The sequence below is a fragment of the Natrialbaceae archaeon AArc-T1-2 genome (genome assembly GCF_030273315.1).
GTDB lineage: Archaea > Halobacteriota > Halobacteria > Halobacteriales > Natrialbaceae > Tc-Br11-E2g1.
Map to the genome: position 1 here is coordinate 54,413 of NZ_CP127174.1, position 19,142 is coordinate 73,554.

Annotated in this window: 13 protein-coding genes; 9 read left to right on the forward strand and 4 right to left on the reverse strand. The window is 66.4% G+C overall.

The genetic code is table 11. The annotated features are described in order from the left end of the window. Positions 1 to 77: 77 nt before the first annotated feature. The 3 genes from QQ977_RS00265 to QQ977_RS00275 all read left to right on the forward strand — a co-directional run bounded on the left by QQ977_RS00265 (position 78) and on the right by QQ977_RS00275 (position 3,249). On the forward strand, positions 78 to 1,700 hold the full coding sequence (locus QQ977_RS00265) for an alpha,alpha-trehalose-phosphate synthase (UDP-forming) (RefSeq protein ID WP_430540836.1): 1,623 nt from the start codon (positions 78 to 80) through the stop codon (positions 1,698 to 1,700). Further along, the gene (gene otsB / locus QQ977_RS00270) at positions 1,700 to 2,557 is read left to right on the forward strand and encodes a trehalose-phosphatase (RefSeq protein ID WP_285926833.1); all 858 of its coding nucleotides are present in this window, start codon (positions 1,700 to 1,702) and stop codon (positions 2,555 to 2,557) included. Before QQ977_RS00265 ends, otsB begins: the two co-directional genes overlap by 1 nt. Before the next feature lie 338 nt (positions 2,558 to 2,895). Then, entirely contained in the window at positions 2,896 to 3,249 is a 354-nt protein-coding gene (locus tag QQ977_RS00275; RefSeq protein WP_285926834.1) for a winged helix-turn-helix domain-containing protein, read from the forward strand. Between the two features lie 28 nt (positions 3,250 to 3,277). On the opposite strand, the gene QQ977_RS00280 is transcribed toward QQ977_RS00275, so the two are convergent. Together QQ977_RS00280 and mvaD are read right to left on the reverse strand one after the other, a co-directional pair. After that, positions 3,278 to 4,417: an NAD(P)/FAD-dependent oxidoreductase gene (locus tag QQ977_RS00280; RefSeq protein WP_285926835.1), complete on the reverse strand. Its 1,140-nt coding sequence runs from the start codon at positions 4,415 to 4,417 to the stop codon at positions 3,278 to 3,280. A gap of 168 nt (positions 4,418 to 4,585) precedes the next feature. Further along, positions 4,586 to 5,569 carry a phosphomevalonate decarboxylase MvaD gene (gene mvaD, locus QQ977_RS00285; protein WP_285926836.1) on the reverse strand — a complete coding sequence of 328 codons (984 nt, stop codon included), beginning with the start codon at positions 5,567 to 5,569 and terminating at the stop codon, positions 4,586 to 4,588. Between the two features lie 118 nt (positions 5,570 to 5,687). Between mvaD and nth the strand changes: the two genes are divergently transcribed. Beyond that, complete coding sequence (nth, locus tag QQ977_RS00290; protein WP_285926837.1) at positions 5,688 to 6,371, forward strand: endonuclease III; 684 nt, start codon at positions 5,688 to 5,690, stop codon at positions 6,369 to 6,371. 108 nt (positions 6,372 to 6,479) lie between these two features. Next, positions 6,480 to 6,725: a hypothetical protein gene (locus tag QQ977_RS00295; RefSeq protein ID WP_285926838.1), complete on the forward strand. Its 246-nt coding sequence runs from the start codon at positions 6,480 to 6,482 to the stop codon at positions 6,723 to 6,725. On the opposite strand, the gene QQ977_RS00300 is transcribed toward QQ977_RS00295, so the two are convergent. After that, positions 6,722 to 7,528 (reverse strand): NAD(+)/NADH kinase, encoded by an 807-nt coding sequence (locus QQ977_RS00300; RefSeq protein ID WP_285926839.1) that lies wholly within the window; start codon positions 7,526 to 7,528, stop codon positions 6,722 to 6,724. The two genes, QQ977_RS00295 and QQ977_RS00300, sit on opposite strands and share 4 nt — an antisense overlap. 142 nt (positions 7,529 to 7,670) lie before the next feature. After that, entirely contained in the window at positions 7,671 to 10,448 is a 2,778-nt protein-coding gene (locus QQ977_RS00305) for an ATP-dependent helicase (protein ID WP_285926840.1), read from the reverse strand. Between the two features lie 145 nt (positions 10,449 to 10,593). On the opposite strand from QQ977_RS00305, the gene QQ977_RS00310 reads away from it, so the two are divergent. From QQ977_RS00310 to QQ977_RS00325, 4 genes are all read left to right on the forward strand, one after another. Further along, positions 10,594 to 11,331, forward strand: a complete 738-nt coding sequence (locus tag QQ977_RS00310; RefSeq protein ID WP_285926842.1) for an MBL fold metallo-hydrolase — start codon at positions 10,594 to 10,596, stop codon at positions 11,329 to 11,331. A gap of 140 nt (positions 11,332 to 11,471) precedes the next feature. Then, on the forward strand, positions 11,472 to 14,603 hold the full coding sequence (locus QQ977_RS00315) for an efflux RND transporter permease subunit (protein ID WP_285926843.1): 3,132 nt from the start codon (positions 11,472 to 11,474) through the stop codon (positions 14,601 to 14,603). A gap of 138 nt (positions 14,604 to 14,741) precedes the next feature. Then, complete coding sequence (locus QQ977_RS00320; protein ID WP_285926844.1) at positions 14,742 to 18,308, forward strand: MMPL family transporter; 3,567 nt, start codon at positions 14,742 to 14,744, stop codon at positions 18,306 to 18,308. Continuing rightward, positions 18,305 to 19,063, forward strand: coding sequence for a TrmB family transcriptional regulator (locus tag QQ977_RS00325; RefSeq protein ID WP_285926845.1), 759 nt, complete (start codon positions 18,305 to 18,307; stop codon positions 19,061 to 19,063). Before QQ977_RS00320 ends, QQ977_RS00325 begins: the two co-directional genes overlap by 4 nt. The last annotated feature ends 79 nt before the right edge of the window (positions 19,064 to 19,142 follow it).

Below are 19,142 nucleotides of genomic sequence, written 5' to 3' on the forward strand. Positions count from 1 at the left end.
CGTCATCGGGTGCCATTAAACCCCCCTGAACGTGCAGGCCCTGAAGCAACCCGTCGGTGAGGTGTTCGTTCAGGGAGATGGCTCACAACGAGGAGCAGCGACCGTCGGTGAGCGACAGTGATGGGACTGCGGCGGTCGGAGGCGACCCGGGTCCGGCACCGGGGTCGTTGATCGTCGTTTCGAACCGACAGCCGTACCGACACGAGTATGCGAGCGACGACGCCGAAAGCGAGACGACGACCGACGGCGGTGCAACGACGGCACCGTCGGCGGACATCGACCAACAGATCGAGGTCGACCGACCGACCGGTGGACTGACTGCCGGATTGGATCCCGTTCTCCAGCAAGCGGGTGGGACGTGGATCGCCTGGGGCGACGGCGACGCCGACGACGAGGTCGCCGACGACGACGGCTGCGTCAGCGTACCACCCGAGGAGGGGTCGTACACGCTCCAGCGGGTATGGCTCACGGAGACGGAAATCGACGGTTACTACCGAGGGTTTAGCAACCGGGTGCTGTGGCCGCTGTGTCACGAGTTCCCCGAGCTGGCCGAGCCTCGACCGACGTTTCTCGAGTGGTATCGAGCCGTCAATCGGACGTTCGCCGAGGCGGTTGCCGACCACGCCGACGAGGACGCGGTCGTCTGGTTGCAGGACTATCACCTCGGACTCGCACCCGCGATGGTTCGCGAGCGGGTCCCGCAGACGGCGACGATCGCGCAGTTCTGGCACGTTCCCTGGCCGACGCCGGCCGTCTTCGAGCACTGCCCGGCCCGACGGGAGCTGCTCGAGGGACTGCTCGGCAACGACCTGCTCGGCTTTCACGTCGACCGGTACTGCGAGGCGTTTCTCGACTGCGTCGAACGGTTCTGTCCCGAGACGACGGTCGACTGGCACCGACAGGTCGTCCATCATCGGGACGGACAGACGCGGGTGACCGCGACGCCGATGGGTATCGACGCGGAGGATCACGATCGGACGAGTCGATCGGTCGATCCGGGGGAGTGGCACGACTTTCGCGAGCGACACGACATTCCGCGCGGGAACGCGATCGGACTCGGCGTCGACCGACTCGACTACTCGAAGGGGATCCCCGAACGCCTCGACGCGATCGAACGGCTCCTCGAGCGCGAGCCGGGCTGGCGCGGCGAGTTCACGTTCGTCCAGACGGCGACGCCGAGCCGAACCGAGATCCCGGCCTACGCGCGCCACGGCGAGTACGTCCGCGAGGAGATCGATCGGATCAACGCCCGCTTCGGCGGTCCGGGGTGGCGACCGATCGTCTACACCGAGGAGTTCCTCCCACGGGAGACGCTCTGTGCGCTGTATCGCCGGGCCGACGCCATGATCGTCAGTCCGCTGTACGACGGGATGAACCTCGTCGCGAAGGAGTTCGTCGCCGCGAGCGTCGACGGCGACGGCACGCTGGTGTTGAGCGAGACCGCCGGTGCACACGAGACGCTCGGCGAGTTCGCGTACGCTATCGACCCGACCTGCCAGGAGGCGTTCGCGGAGACGATCGACGTCGCGCTCACGGCGCCATCTGAGGAACGACGGGGACGGATGAACGGCCTTCGACGTCGGGTCTTCGGGCGCGACCTCGAGTGGTGGATGCAGGTCCAGTTCGACGAGTTGCGACGGGTACACGAGTCGGCGACGCCCCGGAACGGACGACGGCGCAAGCGGTCCCGGTCGGTGTAATGTCCGAGACGCCCCCCCGACCGATCGTGGCGTGTCTCCCCAGGCTGCGGGCAAAACTCCGGGACGCGTCCGCACTGCTCGTCTGTCTCGACTTCGACGGCACGCTCGCGCCGATCGTCGACGAGCCCGACGCGGCTGCGCCGACGGCCGAAAACGAGGCCGCACTCGAGACGCTCGCCGATACCGAGCGAATCTCGACGGCGATCGTCAGCGGTCGCGCCCTCGCCGACGTCCGGGCTCGAGTCGGCCCGGCTACCGCCTACGCGGGCAACCACGGCCTCGAGCTCGATCGCGACGGCTCGGTGACCGTCCACCCAGCGGCTCGCGAACGGGCGACGCTGGTCGAGACGGTCTGTGGGCTGCTCGAGGTCGCGCTCGATCCGATCCCGGGCACTCGCGTCGAGAACAAGCGCCTGACCGGAACCGTTCACGTCAGGCAGGTACTACCTGTGACGCGGCCGATCGTTCGAGAACTCACTCGCGACGCCGTCGATCGGATTGGCGGCGACGATCTCGAACTCTCCTCGGGAAAGTGCGTGCTCGAGATCTCCCCGTCGGTCTCGTGGGGGAAAGGCGATGCCGTCTGTCGCCTCGAGACGGCCTCTCCCGACGACACGCTCACGATCTACGTCGGCGACGACGTCACCGACGAGTCCGCATTTCGAGCGGTCGAGCCAGACGGCGTCGGCGTTCGGGTCGGCGACGACAGCCCGTCAGCGGCCTCCTGTCGGGTGCGTTCGCCGGACGACGTTACCTCCTTGCTCGAGTGGCTGGTGACGACTGGCGTCGACCTGCTCGAGAACGACCGATCCCGTTCACCGTCGACGACCGACACTGATCTCGATCTCGGGAACTGATCGATGGCGTGGGTTCCCGGCCACCGAAGATGTGGGGGATGGGTGGGGGGTGGGAGTGGGGGAGATGGGGGGATGAGAGATGGGGGGGATCGGGTGGGAGGCGAATCGGTTGGAACTGAACGACGATACTCGATGGGGGTACTCGGTACGCCGGTTCACGTTCCACGGCGGGACCGGTAGCAGTGTCGGTCCACGGTACCGCTCTCCGCACCCAGTAATCGAATTTGTGCCCGACCACTATAAAATTTCCGTTAGACATATCTGTCGGAAATGGGTCGGCCGAAGTCGAAAGTATTAGTTACCATCGGAAATATATGTTCGATAGAGAGTGGATATCTGTGAAACTCAGACAGCCAACTGACTTTCTGATCCTCGAGGCACTCGAGGACAAAGGGCGAAACGTCGCGACGAACCTCGCCTCCCACACGGGAAAGAGCCGAAAGAACATCAACACGCGGCTGCCGGTGCTCGAAGATTACGGGCTCGTTCGCAAGATCGGTCCGGCAGAGCGCTCGGGGTTGTACGAGATCACGCCGCTTGGCAAGGCCGCCTTAGTCTATCGGGACCAGTACGACGAGGTCGACGACTTCGAATCGCTCATCGAGGGCCCGAACGTCAGTGCGGATACCGCCGAAGAACAGGCGAGTTTTGCCCGCGGCGACGAGGAGTCCGAATCCGGAGACGACGAGTAATCACCGACGTCTCTCGAGCAGAGCCGCGTTACGTTCGTCCGAGTTCGTCCCCGACGAGGTCGACGGCGTTTCGGATCGCGCCGACCGACGAGAGATAGCCGGCGCCGACGGTCGTCTTCAGCGCCGTCGCGGCCCGACCGGTGACCACCGTCGGTCCGAGCTGTGCAACGGCATCGTCACCCACGCTCACCAGCCAGCCCGGGGAGTCGAACGTGTACGTCTCGAGTCGGGGTTCGAAGTCGTCTTTGTCTCCGCCGCGGTCGTATGCGACCAGCCGCGAGACGTTCTCGGCGACGGTTCGTGCCTGCCGGACCGCCGTCTGGGCGCTCGCAGGGACGGCCTGGCCCTCGGCGTCGACGACGCTTGCAGCGTCTCCGAGCGCGAAGGTGCGATCGGACAGCCGGAGATCCCCTCTGACCGTCGGTCGATCCCCCGAAAGCGGCGTCGGCCCCCGGATACCGCCCGTCCAGACGAACGCGTCGTATCGGAGCCGATCGTCACCCTCGAGGCCGACGGCGGACGCGTCGGCATCGGTCACGGTCGCGCCCGTCTTGACTTCGACACCCTGATCCTCGAGCGCCGAGCGGACGGCCCGCTGAAAGTTCGCCGGGAAGGTCGGGGCCACCGTATCGTACTGCTCGAGAAGCGTGATCGACGCGTCCGTCGCTTCTTCGCGGGCGAGTGCCGCGAGTTCGCCCGCGACCTGGACCCCCGAGAGGCCGCCCCCGCCGACGACCAGTCGCGGATCCGGCTGTGAGAACGCCCCGAGAGCGGCCGTCCGGATCGCCTTGGCGTCGTCCAGGCTCTTCAGCGGCGTCGCGTGCTCGCGAACGCCCTCGAGACCGTAGAAGGCCGTCTCCGCGCCGAGACAGATCGCACCGACGTCGTAGGTGAGCGAACCGGACGAAAGCGAGACGGTCCGGGCGTCGGTGTCGACATCCTCGACGCGGGCGACGCGGACGGTCGCTCGGTCGACTGCGTCCGTCAGGGAGACGGTAATGTCGGACGCCAGCGCCGGCCGGCGAATCACGCGGTGGAGTTCGTGTTGGACGAGGTGGTCCGGCGACTGGTCGACGAGCGTGATCTCGACGTCGGCGGGGAACTCTCGCTCGAGCAGGCGGGTCAGCGTCAGGCCGGCGTAGCCCGCTCCGAGGACGACGACGTGCATATCGAACGTACGGATCGAACGGGTATAGATGTAGCCGAAGCGAAAGCGCCGTGGCAGAAGTTCTGCTGTCGGTCATGGACCTGTGAACTTGCGTGTGCCAGAACCGGCGATACAGCGTGTGTCAGTCCGCTCTCTCACGGGAGGATCACGTACGTATGACCGACAGTATTAGAACAGGTGGTCGTCTTCCTCGAGCAGCTTCGCGGGACCGCCGACGCTCCAGATGGTCGTCGAGACGCCACAGTCGGCGACCTCCTCCTCGACGCGGTCGGCGTACTCCTCCGTGGTGTTGACGTAGACGCTCGCCCCGGTGTCAGTCGAGAAGTAACACGGAATGCCCTCCTCCTCGCGAAGTTCCCGCACCCGGTTGAAGATGGCGAGCGTCGCGGGCTGCCAGTAGACCCAGCCGGAGGGGCCGGTCATGGTCGTCGCGGCGAGCGAAAGCGAGTCGTGCTCGGCGAGTTCGAACGTCCGGTCGAAGTCGTTCTCGCGCAAGGCATCGCGCATCTCGGCGATCTGTTCGTGAATGTGGGCGTTGCGGGCCTGGAACATGTGACTGTCCGCGGCCTCGTCGTGGGCGTCCTCGGTCTCCTTGTGGTAGGGGACGAGCCCGACGACGATCCGGAGGTCCTCGTGGAGGTCGGTCTGGAGCCGCCGGGAGCGACAGTCCGCGTCGTTGAGCCCGGTGTGTAGCTGGGAGAACGCCCCCGTCACCGCCCGGGACGCCGACGCGGAGCCGACGCGGGCGATCGTCGAGATCTCCTGGCGCGAGCAGTCGAGTTCGGCGGCCTCGGCGAGTGCCATCGCGGCCGCGGCAAAGCCCGACGACGACGAGCCGAGCCCGACGTTCGAGGGGAAGCTGTTCTCGCTCTCGAGGCGCACCGGGTAGACGGTGTGGGCGGCGTCGGACAGCGACCGGGCCTTCTCGACGACGGCCTCGACCCGCTCGTAGGCCCGCCCCTCGAGTTCCTCGCCGTCGACGACGAAGACGTCCTCGTCGTAGTCCATCGAGAACTCGACCGTAGTCCGGGTGTGACTCGGGGCCGTACAGACGCTGATGCTGTCGTGATACGGCAGTCGCTCGATGTCGTCGCGCATCCCGTGGTACTTGACTAGCCCCTGGATCGGGTGGGCCATGGCGGTCGCTTTCATACCCTCACAGGTGGGTGAGGGCCGCATAAAGGTCACGACTACGAGGAGACGTCGTTTCGATCCGCTCGGCCGACGCGAATCCGAACGCTCAAGCGACCGGCTTCCGCACGAACCCCCTATGGGAACGCCGCGTGCGGACCGCGCCGAGCAGGCCAGGGAGGTCATCGACCGTCTCGAGGACGAGTATCCGGACTCGACCATCTCGCTTCGGTACTCGGACCGACTCGAGCTGTTGATCGCCGTGATCCTCTCGGCACAGTGTACGGACGAACGCGTCAATTCGGAGACCGAACACCTCTTCGAAAAGTACGACGGCCCCGAAGACTACGCGTCCGTCTCTCAGGAGGAACTCGCCGAGGACCTGAATTCGATCACCTACTACAACAACAAGGCCTCCTACATCCGTGACGCCTGCAAGCGGATCCTCGAGGAACACGACGGCGCGGTTCCCGACACGATGGACGAACTGACCGACTTACCCGGCGTGGGACGGAAGACGGCGAACGTCGTCCTCCAGCACGGCCACGACGTCGTCGAGGGGATCGTCGTCGATACGCACGTACAGCGGCTCTCGCGTCGGCTCGGCCTGACCGAGGAGAGCCGTCCCGAACGCATCGAGGAGGACCTGATGGAAATCGTTCCCGACGGATACTGGCAGCAGTTTACACACCTCTGTATCGATCACGGACGCGCGGTCTGTACCGCTCGCAGCCCCGATTGTGAGGGCTGCGTCCTCGCGGACGTCTGCCCGTCTGAACGCGGCGACAACGACGTCGACCTCGCCTCGGGCGAGCCCTGGTGACGCCGTTTTCCGGTGCCAGCCAGCGACCTCGAGCGACGTCGACGAACCGTCCGTCGCAAGGCCAACGCCTTTTCGCGCCCTCCCGGTAGGGACGGTCGCGTGAGAGCTATGAGCGAGGACGAATCCGAGGACCACGGCCGCGACGTCGAGCTCGCGAAGGAAGCCGACGAGGAAGACGAAAGCGACGGCGAAGACGAAGAGGAACTCACGGAGGCCCAGCGGGAAGCCCGACGGCGACACGAGGAAGAAAAGCGTCGACAGGACATCGAACACAAATCGGGCGAACGGGAAGGCGACGCAGTCGAGAGCGCGAACCCGGACCATCACCGAGACGAGGAGCCGTACAACAGTTAAGTCGGATCGTCCGACGCTCCCGAGGCGAAAAACGGCCGACTTTCGGGGCCGACGAGTATCCCGACGGTGCCGTCAACGTTGATCGAGACAGGCGAGGTTGGATCGACCGTCTCGACCGTCCGGTCGTCGACACAGAGGTCGACGGGGTCCGTATCGCGTTCGACCGAGAGACGGACGTCGTCGTCCGGAAGGACCCACTGTCTCGTTCGGGTGGCGAACGGACCGATGGGGACGACCGCGACACTTCGAACCGCCGGAGAGAGGACGGGCCCACCGGCAGCTCCGCCGTAGCCGTGACAGCCGGCCGGCGTCGCGACGACGACCCCGTCGGCCCGGAACTGGGCGATCGCCGCCCCCCGACTTTCGACGCCGTACTCGGAGATGCGTGCGGGTTCGTCCGTCACCAGCGCGACGTCGAACAGCGCCCGGTAACGGTCGCTGGCGTCCGTCTCGACGCCGAGTACGGGTCGCTCCCGTCGCACCGCCTCTCCCTCGAGGACGTGCCGGATCGCCGTCGGAAGCCGATCCGTCGGCATCGAGCGAACGCCTCGTCCGGCGTCGACGGGGACGATCGGCGCGGCCGGCTTCGCGCGAACGGCAGCGAGCAACGCTGGCTCGCCGACGGTCACGAGCACCGAGAGCTCGCGCTCTATGAGTTGATCGACTGTCCCAGTCACGAGATTGCCGCCCGCATCGGCGACAACCGACTCGAGGCTGTCTCGATCGAGGGCGACAGTCCGGTCCGGCGACGCGGCGACGCCGACGAGCGGGGCGGCGCCCGGCGTCCACTCGGCGGGTGTCATGCCAGACCGTTCCAGTGGAGCGGCCAAAAGGATGCGGATTACTCGTCCGACTCGAGCCCGGCGAGTGATACGGATTGCTGTAACTATGTACCGGGGCAACCGCGCCTCGTATTGCGATTGCCCCGGTACGGACGTACAGCAGTCAGTATGACTCCTCGCCGATCGCGTCTAAGACGTGTTCGTGAAACGCCTGCAAGGCGGCGCTTTCGTCCTCGGCGAGGACGACGTCGCTCGCCGACAGCGTCGCGAGACCGAACGCCCGCGGCGTCGGCGAGTCGACGAGCTGGCGACACACCTCGAGGTCGCCACGATCGATCGCGGCGACGATTCCCTCGATCTCGTCGACGGCGAGTTTATCCGCTACGATCTCCCGATACGTCTCCTCGAGGACGGCGAAGTTCTCGAGGTCCTCGGCGAAGCCGAGCAGCATCTCGCTTGCGACCTGCTGTTCGCTCGCCGATTTCTCGTAGCCCTTGTAGCGTTTGAGGATCATCAGCGATCGGGTGGCGTTGATCCGGAAGTATCGCTTCAGGAGGTCAGTGCCGTCGATCGCCCGCCGGAGGTCCCTGCAGACGGCGTCGGGGTCGAGATCCGCGAGCACCCCTGCGAGGTCGACTTTCCGGTTCAACGGCAACGAGAGCACGAAGCCGTTGTCGGCGACGGCAACCCGGACGTTGGCGGTGGCCTCCTGGGCACAGTGATACGCCAGCAGCCGCGAGAGCCCGTCGTTTACCGTGCGGCCGTAGGTGGAGTGGACGTAGTAGTGGCGGTCGTAGGCCTCACGGTCGCGTTCGACCTCGATCGCCAGCCGGCCGTCGGTACTGACACTCGCTTTCCCTGCGTAGCGCAGCTGGTAGTCGAACAGCCGTGCGATCGCCCGGACGCTGTCGTCGTCGAGCGGGAACTCACGCAGCCACGCGCGGACGGCGGGTGGGCCACCCTCGTCGTATCGCTCGAGTACCTCGCGCTGGAAGGCGAGGATCTCACGGCCGAGGTCGTACGAGAGCGGCAGCCGTTCGGAGTACCACGACGGGACGGTCGGGCGGGCGCTCGTGCGATCGACGTACACCTTCGAGCCCCGGCGGTAGCGGTACTCGAAGTGATCGCCGCCGAGGACGAAGACGTCGCCTTTCTCTACGGTGTCGAGGTAATCCTCGTCGAGCTGGCCGACCCACTCGTCGCTCGCGCGGGTGAAGACGTCACACGCGAACGAATCCGGGATCGTTCCGATATTGGTCATGTATATCATCCTGGCGAGCCGTCCGCGCTTGCCGATCAGGGCCTCGCCGACGGGATACTCCTCGTGGTGGTGCTCGCCGTCGGGCGGGTCGTTCGCGTCGCGCCAGATCTTCGCGTAGACGTTTTTCTCCTCGAGGCCGGTGTAGTCGGCGGTGAGATAGCGCGCGAGTGACTCCCACTCGTCGTCGGTGTAGTTGCGGTAGGGGTACGCCCGCCGCAGAACGTCGAGTACCTCCCGCTCGGGACGGATCTCGGCGATGGCCATCCCGTAGACGTGCTGGGCGGCGACGTCCTGGGCGTTCTCGGGAATCGACACCGAGTCGACGAATCCCTCCTCGGCCTTTTTCAACATGACCGCACACTCGAGCAACTCGTCCCGGTCGAGCGCGATCACCCGCCCGGTGACGGTCTGGCCGACGCGATGGCCCGCCCGCCCGACCCGCTGGAGCAAGGCGGCGACGCTTTTGGGCGAGCCGACCTGGACCACGAGGTCGACGTGGGGCATGTCGATGCCCAACTCGAGCGAGGTCGAGGACGTGACGACGTCGAGTTCCCCGTCTTTCAGCCGCTGCTCGATTCCCTGCCGAACGTCCTTCGAGAGGCTGCCGTGGTGACAGCCCGAGTTCTCCTCGTCGTAGGCCGAAAATCGCTCCCGGAGGTTGTGCAACACCCGTTCGGCTCCCGAACGCGTGTTCGTGAACACGAGCGTGTTGGTGTGGTCCTGGACGTGCTCGTGGAGCCGTCGATAAAACCGATCCTGGACGACATCTCGCGGCGTATTGATGAGGTCGTCGGTCGGACACTCGAGAGCGAGATCGAACTCGCGGGCGAAGCGTGCGTCGACGATCTCGTACTCTCGCGGCGTGGCCGCTCGAGTCTCCGCAGGGTTCCGTTCACCGCTCGGCTCCGAGACGCGCGGCGTCTCGCAGCCGACGAGGTACTGTGCGACCTCCTCGAGCGGATCGATCGTCGCCGAACAGCCGATTCGCGTGAGCTCGTTGTCGGCAAGCGCCTCGAGTCGTTCCAGACTCACCGAGAGGTGCGTGCCGCGTTTCCCTGCTGCGAGTGAGTGAATCTCGTCGACGACGACGTACTCCACGGTCCGGAGCTTCTCGCGGAACTTCGGCGCGTTGAGCAGGATGGCGAGCGTCTCCGGCGTCGTGTTCAGGATGTGAGGCGTCTCCTCGAGCATCTTCTGGCGCTCGCTCGAGTCAGTATCGCCGTGGCGGATCGCGTGGCGGATCTCGTCGGTCCCTTCGTCGCGTTCGTCGGCGATCGATTCGATTCCCTCGAGTGGCACCTCGAGGTTGCGGTGGATGTCGTTTGCGAGTGACTTCAGCGGCGAGACGTACAGACAGTAGACGGAGTTCTCGAGGCCGTCTTCGGAGTCTCGGCCGCGGCTAAAAATATTATTTATAATAGAAGTAAAGCTTGCGAGCGTTTTGCCACTCCCAGTCGGCGCACAGATCAACGTGTTCGTCCCCTCGTGAATCGTCGGGATCGCCTCCTCCTGTGGTGGCGTGAAAAAGCCCTCGTTTTCGGGGACGAACTCGCCGAACTCCGCGAGCCACCACTCCCTGACGGCGGGCTCGAGCAGTTCGAGGACGTCACCGTCGGTGACCGTGACGTTGCCGGGATCGAACGGCAGCCGCTCGTCGTCGACAGACTCGAGGCCGTCCATCGTCGGTAGCTTGGGCCGGGACACAAAGAGGGTTTGGTCACCGGGGTGAAAGTGAAAGCCGGGTCGGAACGCGAGGAGAGTCGTCGCCGCCGCAGATGTATCACTCGCCGAAACGGCTTTCCCTCGCGCAATCGCACGTGTGTTCATGAAAGTGACCTTTCTCGGTACGGGGAGTGCGATGCCGACCGGGGAGCGATTCCAGACGGGTATCCTGGTCCAGGAAGACGGTCGGAGCGTCCTCGTCGACTGCGGCTCCGGCGTCCTCCATCGACTCCAGCAGTGTGGCGTCGGCTACGAGAACGTCTCGACCGTCCTCTTGACTCACCACCACCTCGATCACGTCGCCGACTTGCTCCCGCTGATGAAAGCCCGCTGGCTCGCCGGCGAGGAACACCTCGAGGTCGTCGGCCCGCGGGGGACCAAGGCGTTGGTCGACGACTTACTCTCCGTTCACGACTACATGCAGGACCGACTCGAGTTGCAGCTCCGGGAGGTCGTCCCCGGCGAGTTCACCGTCGCCGGGTTCGAGGTCTCGGCCTACGAGACGCGTCACTCCGTGCCGTGTCTGGCCTACCGATTCGACGATCGCCTTACGTTCAGCGGCGACAGCGAGGCCTTTTCCGGGCTGGCGAACTTCGCCGACGGCTCGGCCGTGCTCGCTCACGACTGTTCGTTTCCCGACGACGTCGACGTCTCGAACCACCCGACGCCGACGCGACTGGGAGCGACACTCGCCGACGTCGAGATCGGTCGGGTCTACCTCACTCACCTCTACCCACACACGGACGGCCGCCACGCCGAGATGCGCGAGGCGGTCGCCGACGGATTCGGCGGCGACGTCCGATTCGCGGAGGACCTCCAGACACTCTCGATCGAGCAGTAACGACGGTTGTGAGTCGGTACGACGAGGCCACGCTCGGTCCGGCAGGTGTGAGAACAGGTATATGAGTCGTCGCTCGATACCGTCAGGGAAACGACCATGTATCGGGTGACAGCGCAGCCGACCGGAGCGAGGTGACGTCGATGTCTCGCCGTCACCGGATCGCCGACGCGATCACGACACACGCTCGAGTCGTCGTCGTGGCGTTCCTGCTCGCGACGGCCGTCGTCGGCGTCGGCGTGACGGCCCTCGAGACGGATCCCTCCCTCGAGCAGTTTCGGGCCGACTCACCGGAGGCGTCGGCGCTCGAGTACGCCGATCGGAACTTCGAGGCCGCGACGGCGAATACGACCACCGTCCAGCTGGTTCTCGAAGACCAGGATGGCGACGCCCTCGCGAGGGAATCACTGATCGCCGGCCTGCAGTTCCAGCAGTCGATCCGGAAAGCGGAGTCGGTCGAGGGAACGCTCGCTGCGGAGAACCCGACGGTCGGTGTCGAGAACGTCGTCGCGACGGCGGCCGTTCGCGAGCGAGAGGCTGCCGAACTCGAGGCCGAGGCGGCCGACCTCGAGGCCCGCGGCGAGGCGCTGACCGAGACGACGGTCCGTCTCGAGGCGACGCTCGATCAGGTTCGTGAGCTCCAGCGGGAGTACGAGTCGCTCAACGAGTCACGCGCAAACGGCACGATAGACGAGAAGAGCTACGAGCGACGGGCCGAGGCGATCGAAGACGACCTCGAGACGGCCGTCGAGAACGCGACTGCCGACCTCGAGGACGACCAGACGACGCAGTTCGAAGGGGCTGTTGCACGCATCGTCGACGCCGAGGGCGAGCTCGCGGCCATCGAACGGGCGTACGCGGCCGGCGAGATCGACGCACGAACCTACGACCGCCGGACCGATCGTCTCGAGGAAGCGATCGAGACCGCCACCGCCGACGGCACCGTCGGGGTCCTCGACGACGAGTACGCTGCTCTCCGGGAGACCGCCGAGCGCCTCGAGCAGCGTCGGGCCGACCTCGAATCGCTCGAGCAACCCCCGCTTGACGAGCAGATCGCCGCGCTCGAGTCGCTCTCGGAGACGGAGTACGAGACGATCCTCGAGCGGGCCCTCGACGGCGAGGGGCCGGGCAACGACGCCGCCGTCCAGTTCTTGCCCTCCTCGTACGAACCCGGCTCGACGACCGCCGACGCCCGAATGGTCGTCGTCACGCAGACGACCGACCCCGACGTCCAGGGACCGACGACGGCCCACGATCGCCTCGTCGAGAGCCAACTCGAGATACGGGAGCTGGCCGAGGACCGCGAGGAGGAGTACGCCGTCTTCGGCTTCGGCATCGTCGCCGACGAGATCGATCGCTCGATCGACGACAGCTTAGCGATCGTCGGCCCGCTCGCCGTCGCGTTCGTCGTCGTCGCGTTGCTGATCGCCTATCGAGATCCCATCGACGTCGCCCTCGGTATCGCGGGCACGATCGCCGTTCTGGTGTGGACCTTCGGCGTCGCGGGCTGGGCCGGCATCGCGTTCAACCAGACGTTCGTGGCGATCCCGGTCCTGTTGGTCGGGCTGTCGATCGATTACGCGATTCACGTGTTCATGCGGTATCGGGAGCACCGCGAGGCGCTACGCGCCTCGGACCGAGCGAGCGGGCCCTCGGCCCGTGAGCACCGCGAGACGCCACGCGTCTCGGAGTTGCGAACGGGGAGCGGTGCGACCCGTGAGGACGAAAGCGGGGTACGGAACGCGATGACCGTCGCCCTCGCCGGCGTCGGCGTCGCGTTCGTCTGGGTTACGACGACGACGACGATCGGCTTTCTCGCGACGCTCACCAGCCCGGTCGCGCCGATCCGCGAGTTCGGCGTCGTCAGCGCCGTCGGCATTCTCTCTGCCCTGCTCGTCTTCGGCGTCGTCCTCCCCGCCGCTAAGGTCGAACTCGACGCCGCCCTCGAGCGTCACGGCATCGATCGACACAAACGGGCGATCGGGACCGGCGACCGGGCGGCGACGCTCCTGTCGGCCGGCACGGTCGCCGCCAGACGGGTGCCACTCGTCGTGCTCGCCTGCGTCCTCCTGATCACGGCTGGTGCCGTCTACGCCGCGGCCGACGTCGACACGAGCGTCGAGGAAGACGAGTTGCTCGTCGAGCAGCCGCCGGCCTGGACCGAGTCGATGCCCGGCCCGTTCGAGCCCGGCACCTACGGCGCGAGCGAGGATCTCGAGGTCCTCGAGTCGACGTTCCAGCGCGAGGACGCCACGGGACAGATCGTCGTCCGGGGGAACGTCACCGACGGGGAGACGCTCCAGCGGGTCGCCCGGGCCGAGACAGAAGCCGCTGAGGCGGACACGATCTATACCCTGCCGACCGGGGAAGCCGACGTCCGGAGCCCGCTCTCGGCCGTCGACGAGACGGCACGCGAGGACGACTCGCTCGAGGCGACCGTCTCGCTCGCTGATCGGACCGACGACGGCGTGCCGGATCAGAACCTCGAGGGCGTCTACGACCGGCTGTTCGCGGCCGACTCGGAGACCGCCAGCGACGTCGTCTACCGGACGGAGACGGGTGAGTACGAGGCGATCCGGCTCGTCGTGGCGGTACGCGGAGACGCCGACCCCGCCGAAGCGGCCACGGAGCTGCGCGCCATCGCGGCGACGATCGACGACGACGATCGCTTGACCGCGGTCGCGACCGACGGACCCGTCCTCACGACCGTGGTCGAGGAAGACGTCCACGCGACGGTCCAGGGAAGTCTCGTGCTCTCCGTGCTCGTGGTCGTCGCCGTCCTCGCGGTCGCCTACCGGGCGACGGGCACGCGTGCGTCACTCGCCGCCGTGACGATTCTCCCCGTGGCACTCGCCGTCGCGTGGGTCGTCGGGACGATGGCGTTGCTGTCGATCCCGTTCAACGCGGTGACCGGGATGATCGCGAGTCTCACCGTCGGAATCGGCGTCGCCTACAGCATCCACGTCAGCAGCCGGTACGTCCTCGAGCTCGAGCGCCGGGAGACGGTTCGGGACGCCCTCGAGACGACGATCGCCGGCACCGGTGGCGCGGTGCTCGCCAGTGCGGTGACGACCGTCGGCGGCGTCGGCACGCTCGCAGTCGCCATCCTGCCGGTCCTCCGACAGTTCGGGGTCATTACGGCGCTGTCGATCGCCTACGCGTTCCTCGCGAGCGTGTTCGTCCTCCCGACGCTTTTGGTCCTCTGGACGCGGTATCTCGGCCCCGACGTTTCGCTCGAAGACGACGGCTCGAGCTGTCGACGTGACGACCCGTAGCGCGGACGGAGTTCTAGCCGCACGTGACAGTACGTTTGTTAGTACGGAAGTAACAACACACCTATATGCACTCCCGTTTGTAGGACCATAACAACAGATGCGTATACCGCTCTCGTCGACGACGGGAGGTGCCGTCGGGTGAGCGTCCCCGAACGACTCGCCGGCACGATAACGGGTCACAGCAAGCTCGTCCTCGTCGTCTTGCTCGTGGCGACCGCGCTGGTCGGAGCCGGCGCGACGGCGCTCGACGACGACTCCTCGCTCGAGCAGTTCGAGTCCGACTCGCCCGAGGTCGAAGCCGCCGAGTACGTCTCCGAGAACTTCACCGCCGACGACGACAACGATACGACGACGGTACAGCTGATCAAGCGGGGTGACAACGTTCTCACACAGGAGTCGCTGGTTTCGTCGCTCGAGTTCCAGCAGACGATGCGGAACAACGCGTCGATAAACGCGACGCTCTACGAGGACGACGCCGTCGTCGGCGTCGAGAACATCGTCGCCATCAGCGAGCTGCGCGGCGAGCAGTTCGAGGAACTCGAGGACGAACAGGAAGCGCTCGAAGACGAGTTCGAGCGACTGGACGAGGCCGGCGACGACCTCGAGGCGGAGTTCGAAGAGTTCAACGAAACCGCCGAGGAGATCGAGTCCCGTGGCGACGCCCTCGAACGCGACGCCGAGCGCCTCGAGCGCGACGCCGAACGGCTCGAGGAGGACCGGACACAGCTCGAGGCCGACCAGGCCGAACTCGACGAGCGCGTCGGCGTTCTCGAGGCGGCGTTGAACGAGACCGTCGAGTTACAGACGGCCTACGAGCAGGCTGACTCCGAGGCCGAACGGGAGGCGATCGATCAGCAGATCGACGACGAGTGGGACGATGCGATCGACGCTGCCGAGCTCGATGCCGAGGAGGCGGCGACGTTCGAGACCGCAGGCGAGCAGGTCAGAGAAGCTGTCGGTGCGGACGTCCGCCTCGAGGGTGCGATCCAGACGGGAGCGGCCGTCGCCGACGACCCCGCCGACCAGGCCGTCCTCCAGGATGCGCTCGAGGAGACCGTCGAGTTACAGACGGCCTACGACGAGGCCGACTCCGAGGCCGAACGGGCGGCGATCGACGACGAGATCGAGGAAACGTGGACCGACGCGGCCGCCGAGGCCGACCTCGGTCCCCAAGAGACCGCCGAGTTCGAAGCCGTCGGCGCCGAGGTCCGCGAGCTGACGACCGAGGCAAACGCCGCGCCGACGGTCGAGGACGCCGTCGAACTCGGGACCGCCGGCGTCTTCGAGGCGGAGTTCGCCGAGCTCGAAGCACGCGGTCAGGAACTCGAGGAACGCGCCGACGAGCTCGAGGAACGGGAAACGGACCTGGAGGAACGCTCGGCGGAACTCGAACGTGACAGCGAGGCACTCGAGGAGCGGGGCGACGACCTCGAAGAGCGTGCCGACGACCTCGAAGAGCGCGCCGACGACCTCGAGGAACGTGCCGACGACCTCGAAGCCGACGTCGAGGCGCTCGAGGAGGCGGACGATCCATCGCTCGAGCAGCAGATCGAGTACCTCGAGAGCCTAAACGAGAGCGAGTTCGAGGACGCGATCAGGGACGCGCTCGACGATGACGACGACGAAGAGTCGGGCGCGCTCGCGTTCATGTCGACGGACTACGAGCCCGGGACGACCCAGGCCGACGCCCGGATGACGTTCGTCACCCAGTCGACCGCCGACGAGATGGACGACATGGGTGGGTTCGACGGCGACGCGAGCGAGGCCCAACTCGACGTGCGCGAACTCGCCGATCAGCAAGACGAGGAGTACGTCGTCTTCGGCGTCGGCGTGATCAGCGACGAGATCGACCGCTCGATGGGCGACAGCCTGGCGATCGTCGGCCCGCTCGCGTTGTTGTTCGTCGTCGTCGCCCTGTTCGTCGCCTACCGCGACCCCCTCGACATCGTCCTCGGGGTCGCCGGCATCTTCGTCGTGTTGCTCTGGACGTTCGGCTTCATGGGCTGGGCGGGGATCGCGTTCAACCAGATGTTCGTCGCCGTCCCCGTGTTGTTGATCGGGCTCTCGATCGACTACGCGATCCACGTCTTCATGCGCCACCGGGAGCGACGCGAGCTGTCGGATATCACCGACGACGTGGGCGGCTCGATGCTGCTCGCACTCGCCGGCGTCGGCGTCGCGCTCGTGTGGGTGACCGCGACGACGATGATCGGATTCCTCGCGAACCTCGTCAGCCCGATCGGTCCGGTCCGTGAGTTCGGCGTCGTCAGCGCCGTCGGCATCTTCTCGGCGCTTCTGGTCTTCGGCGCGCTCGTCCCCGCTGCCAAAGTCGAGCTCGACTCCCTGCTCGAGCGCTACGGCATCGACCGACGCAAGCGGGCGTTCGGGACGGGAGACAGTCGGTTCGGCGACGTCCTCTCGATCGGCTCGACTGCCGCACGCAAGGCACCGATCGTCGTCCTCGTCGCCGTCCTGTTGCTCACCGCAGGCGGCGTCTACGGGGCAAGCCAGGTCGATACGAGCTTCGACGAGGAGGACTTCCTCGCGGAGAGCCCACCCGCGTGGACCGACCACCTCGGGCCGTTGAGCCCCGGCGAGTACCAGGCGAAAGACGACCTCGAGTTCGTCAACGAGAACTTCCAGCGCGAGGACGCCCAGGCGCGGATCCTCGTCGGGGGAGACGTGACGGATCCGGAGACGCTCGAACGAATCGACGCCGCCGAGTCGGCCGCGACGGAGACCGAGGTCGCCTACACCTTACCAAGCGGCGAGGCGGACGTCCGGAGTCCGCTGTCGGCGATGGAAGACGCCGCGCGCGACAACGAGTCGTTCAACGAGACGTTCACCGACGCCGATACCACCGGCGACGGCATCCCCGACGAGAACGTCTCGACGGTGTACGACGAGTTCTTCGAGGTCGAAGACGACGCGGCCGAGGTCATCTACCGGACCGACGACGGCTCCTACGAGGCCGTCCAGCTCGTCGTCGCGATCCAGGGCGACGCCGAGCTCGGCGACGTCGCCGACGAGATGCGCGACGTCGCGGCAGTGATGGACGACCGCGGGCTCGAGGACCGGTGGGACGCCATCGCGACCGGCGATCCGATCGTGAACCACGTCGTTGAAGGTGATCTGCTCGAGACCGTCCTCCAGAGCCTCATGATCACGCTCGTCGCCGTCTTCGCCTTCCTCACGCTCGCGTACTGGCTGACCGGCAAGGGTGCGACCCTGGGTGCGGTGACGCTGTTGCCCGTGGCCGTCTCGGTCAGCTGGATCCTCGGCTCGATGTACCTGCTCGAGATGCCCTTCAACGTGTTGACGGGGATGATCACGAGCCTGACGATCGGACTCGGCGTCGCCTACAGCATTCACGTTAGCTCCCGGTACACCCTCGAACTCGAACGGCAGGGCAACGCCTGGGACGCGATCGAGACCACCGTCCAGGGGACCGGCGGCGCGTTGCTGGGCAGCGCCGCGACGACCGTCGGCGGCTTCGGGACGCTCGCACTCGCCATCCTGCCCGTTCTCCGACAGTTCGGTATCATCACCGGTCTGACGATCATCTACGCGTTCCTCGCGAGCGTGTTCGTCCTCCCGACGCTTTTGATCCTCTGGACGCGCTATCTCGGACCGGAGGTCTCCTTCGAGGTGCCGGAGGCGACGCCGGTCGCGAGCGACGGTGGTTCCGAGGAGGGAGAGCCATGACGACCGACGAAAGCGACGCGATCGAGGCCTTCGAACGGCTCGGGCTCACCAGCTACGAGGCGAAAGTATTCATCGCACTCCAGCAACTGGGCTCGGGTAGCGCACGTGAGATTGCCGACGTCGCCGACGTTCCCCGCTCGCAGGTCTACAGCGTCGCCGAGAGCCTCGAGGGGCGAGGGTTGCTCGAGGTCCAGCAGTCGAACCCGATCAGGTACCGGCCGGTCAGCGTCGACGAGGCACGCGAGACGCTTCGCGATCGCTTCGAGAACGAACAGGAGCGGGCCTTCGAGTACGTCGAGACCGTCCGCGAGGAGACCGCCGGCGAGGAAGCGCAGGAGGACATCTGGACCATCCGCGATCGCGACCGGGTCGACGACCGCGTCGTCGACGTGCTCTCGAGAGCCGACGACCGCATCGTCTTCGGGACGCGCCTGCCGGAACTGGTAACCGACGAGATCGAACGAACGCTCGAGGAGCGGGCGGCCGCGGGCGTCGAGGTGACGACGATCAGCAGATCGGCGACGGTCCGGGACCGATTCGAGAGTCTCGAGGACGTCCGGGCCTACTCGCCGCCACGACACCGGACCGAGAACGGGGACGACCGGTCGGGTCGGATCGCGCTCGTCGACGACGACACCGTCCTCCTGAGCGTCGTCGACGACGACGGCAGCGAGACGGCGATCTGGAGCGCGTCGTCGCTGTTTGCCTCCGTGCTGATCCAGTTGATCGAGGCGAGTACTGAGACGCCGCCCTGAAGTGGTTCGCTTTGCTCGTCATTTCGGAACCCGAGATGCCGTCGTGTCCCGAACACACATCCGTACTCCCCCTTCGAAT

Bases quoted from the DNA above. Each gene is read 5' to 3' on its own strand.
- QQ977_RS00295 (WP_285926838.1), top strand. From the start codon at position 6,480: ATGAGCGAGGACGAATCCGAGGACCACGGCCGCGACGTCGAGCTCGCG.
- QQ977_RS00305 (WP_285926840.1), bottom strand. From the start codon at position 10,448: ATGGACGGCCTCGAGTCTGTCGACGACGAGCGGCTGCCGTTCGATCCC.
- nth (WP_285926837.1), top strand. From the start codon at position 5,688: ATGGGAACGCCGCGTGCGGACCGCGCCGAGCAGGCCAGGGAGGTCATC.
- QQ977_RS00300 (WP_285926839.1), bottom strand. From the start codon at position 7,528: ATGACACCCGCCGAGTGGACGCCGGGCGCCGCCCCGCTCGTCGGCGTC.
- QQ977_RS00315 (WP_285926843.1), top strand. From the start codon at position 11,472: ATGTCTCGCCGTCACCGGATCGCCGACGCGATCACGACACACGCTCGA.
- otsB (WP_285926833.1), top strand. From the start codon at position 1,700: ATGTCCGAGACGCCCCCCCGACCGATCGTGGCGTGTCTCCCCAGGCTG.
- mvaD (WP_285926836.1), bottom strand. From the start codon at position 5,569: ATGAAAGCGACCGCCATGGCCCACCCGATCCAGGGGCTAGTCAAGTAC.
- QQ977_RS00265 (WP_430540836.1), top strand. From the start codon at position 78: ATGGCTCACAACGAGGAGCAGCGACCGTCGGTGAGCGACAGTGATGGG.
- QQ977_RS00310 (WP_285926842.1), top strand. From the start codon at position 10,594: ATGAAAGTGACCTTTCTCGGTACGGGGAGTGCGATGCCGACCGGGGAG.
- QQ977_RS00280 (WP_285926835.1), bottom strand. From the start codon at position 4,417: ATGCACGTCGTCGTCCTCGGAGCGGGCTACGCCGGCCTGACGCTGACC.
- QQ977_RS00325 (WP_285926845.1), top strand. From the start codon at position 18,305: ATGACGACCGACGAAAGCGACGCGATCGAGGCCTTCGAACGGCTCGGG.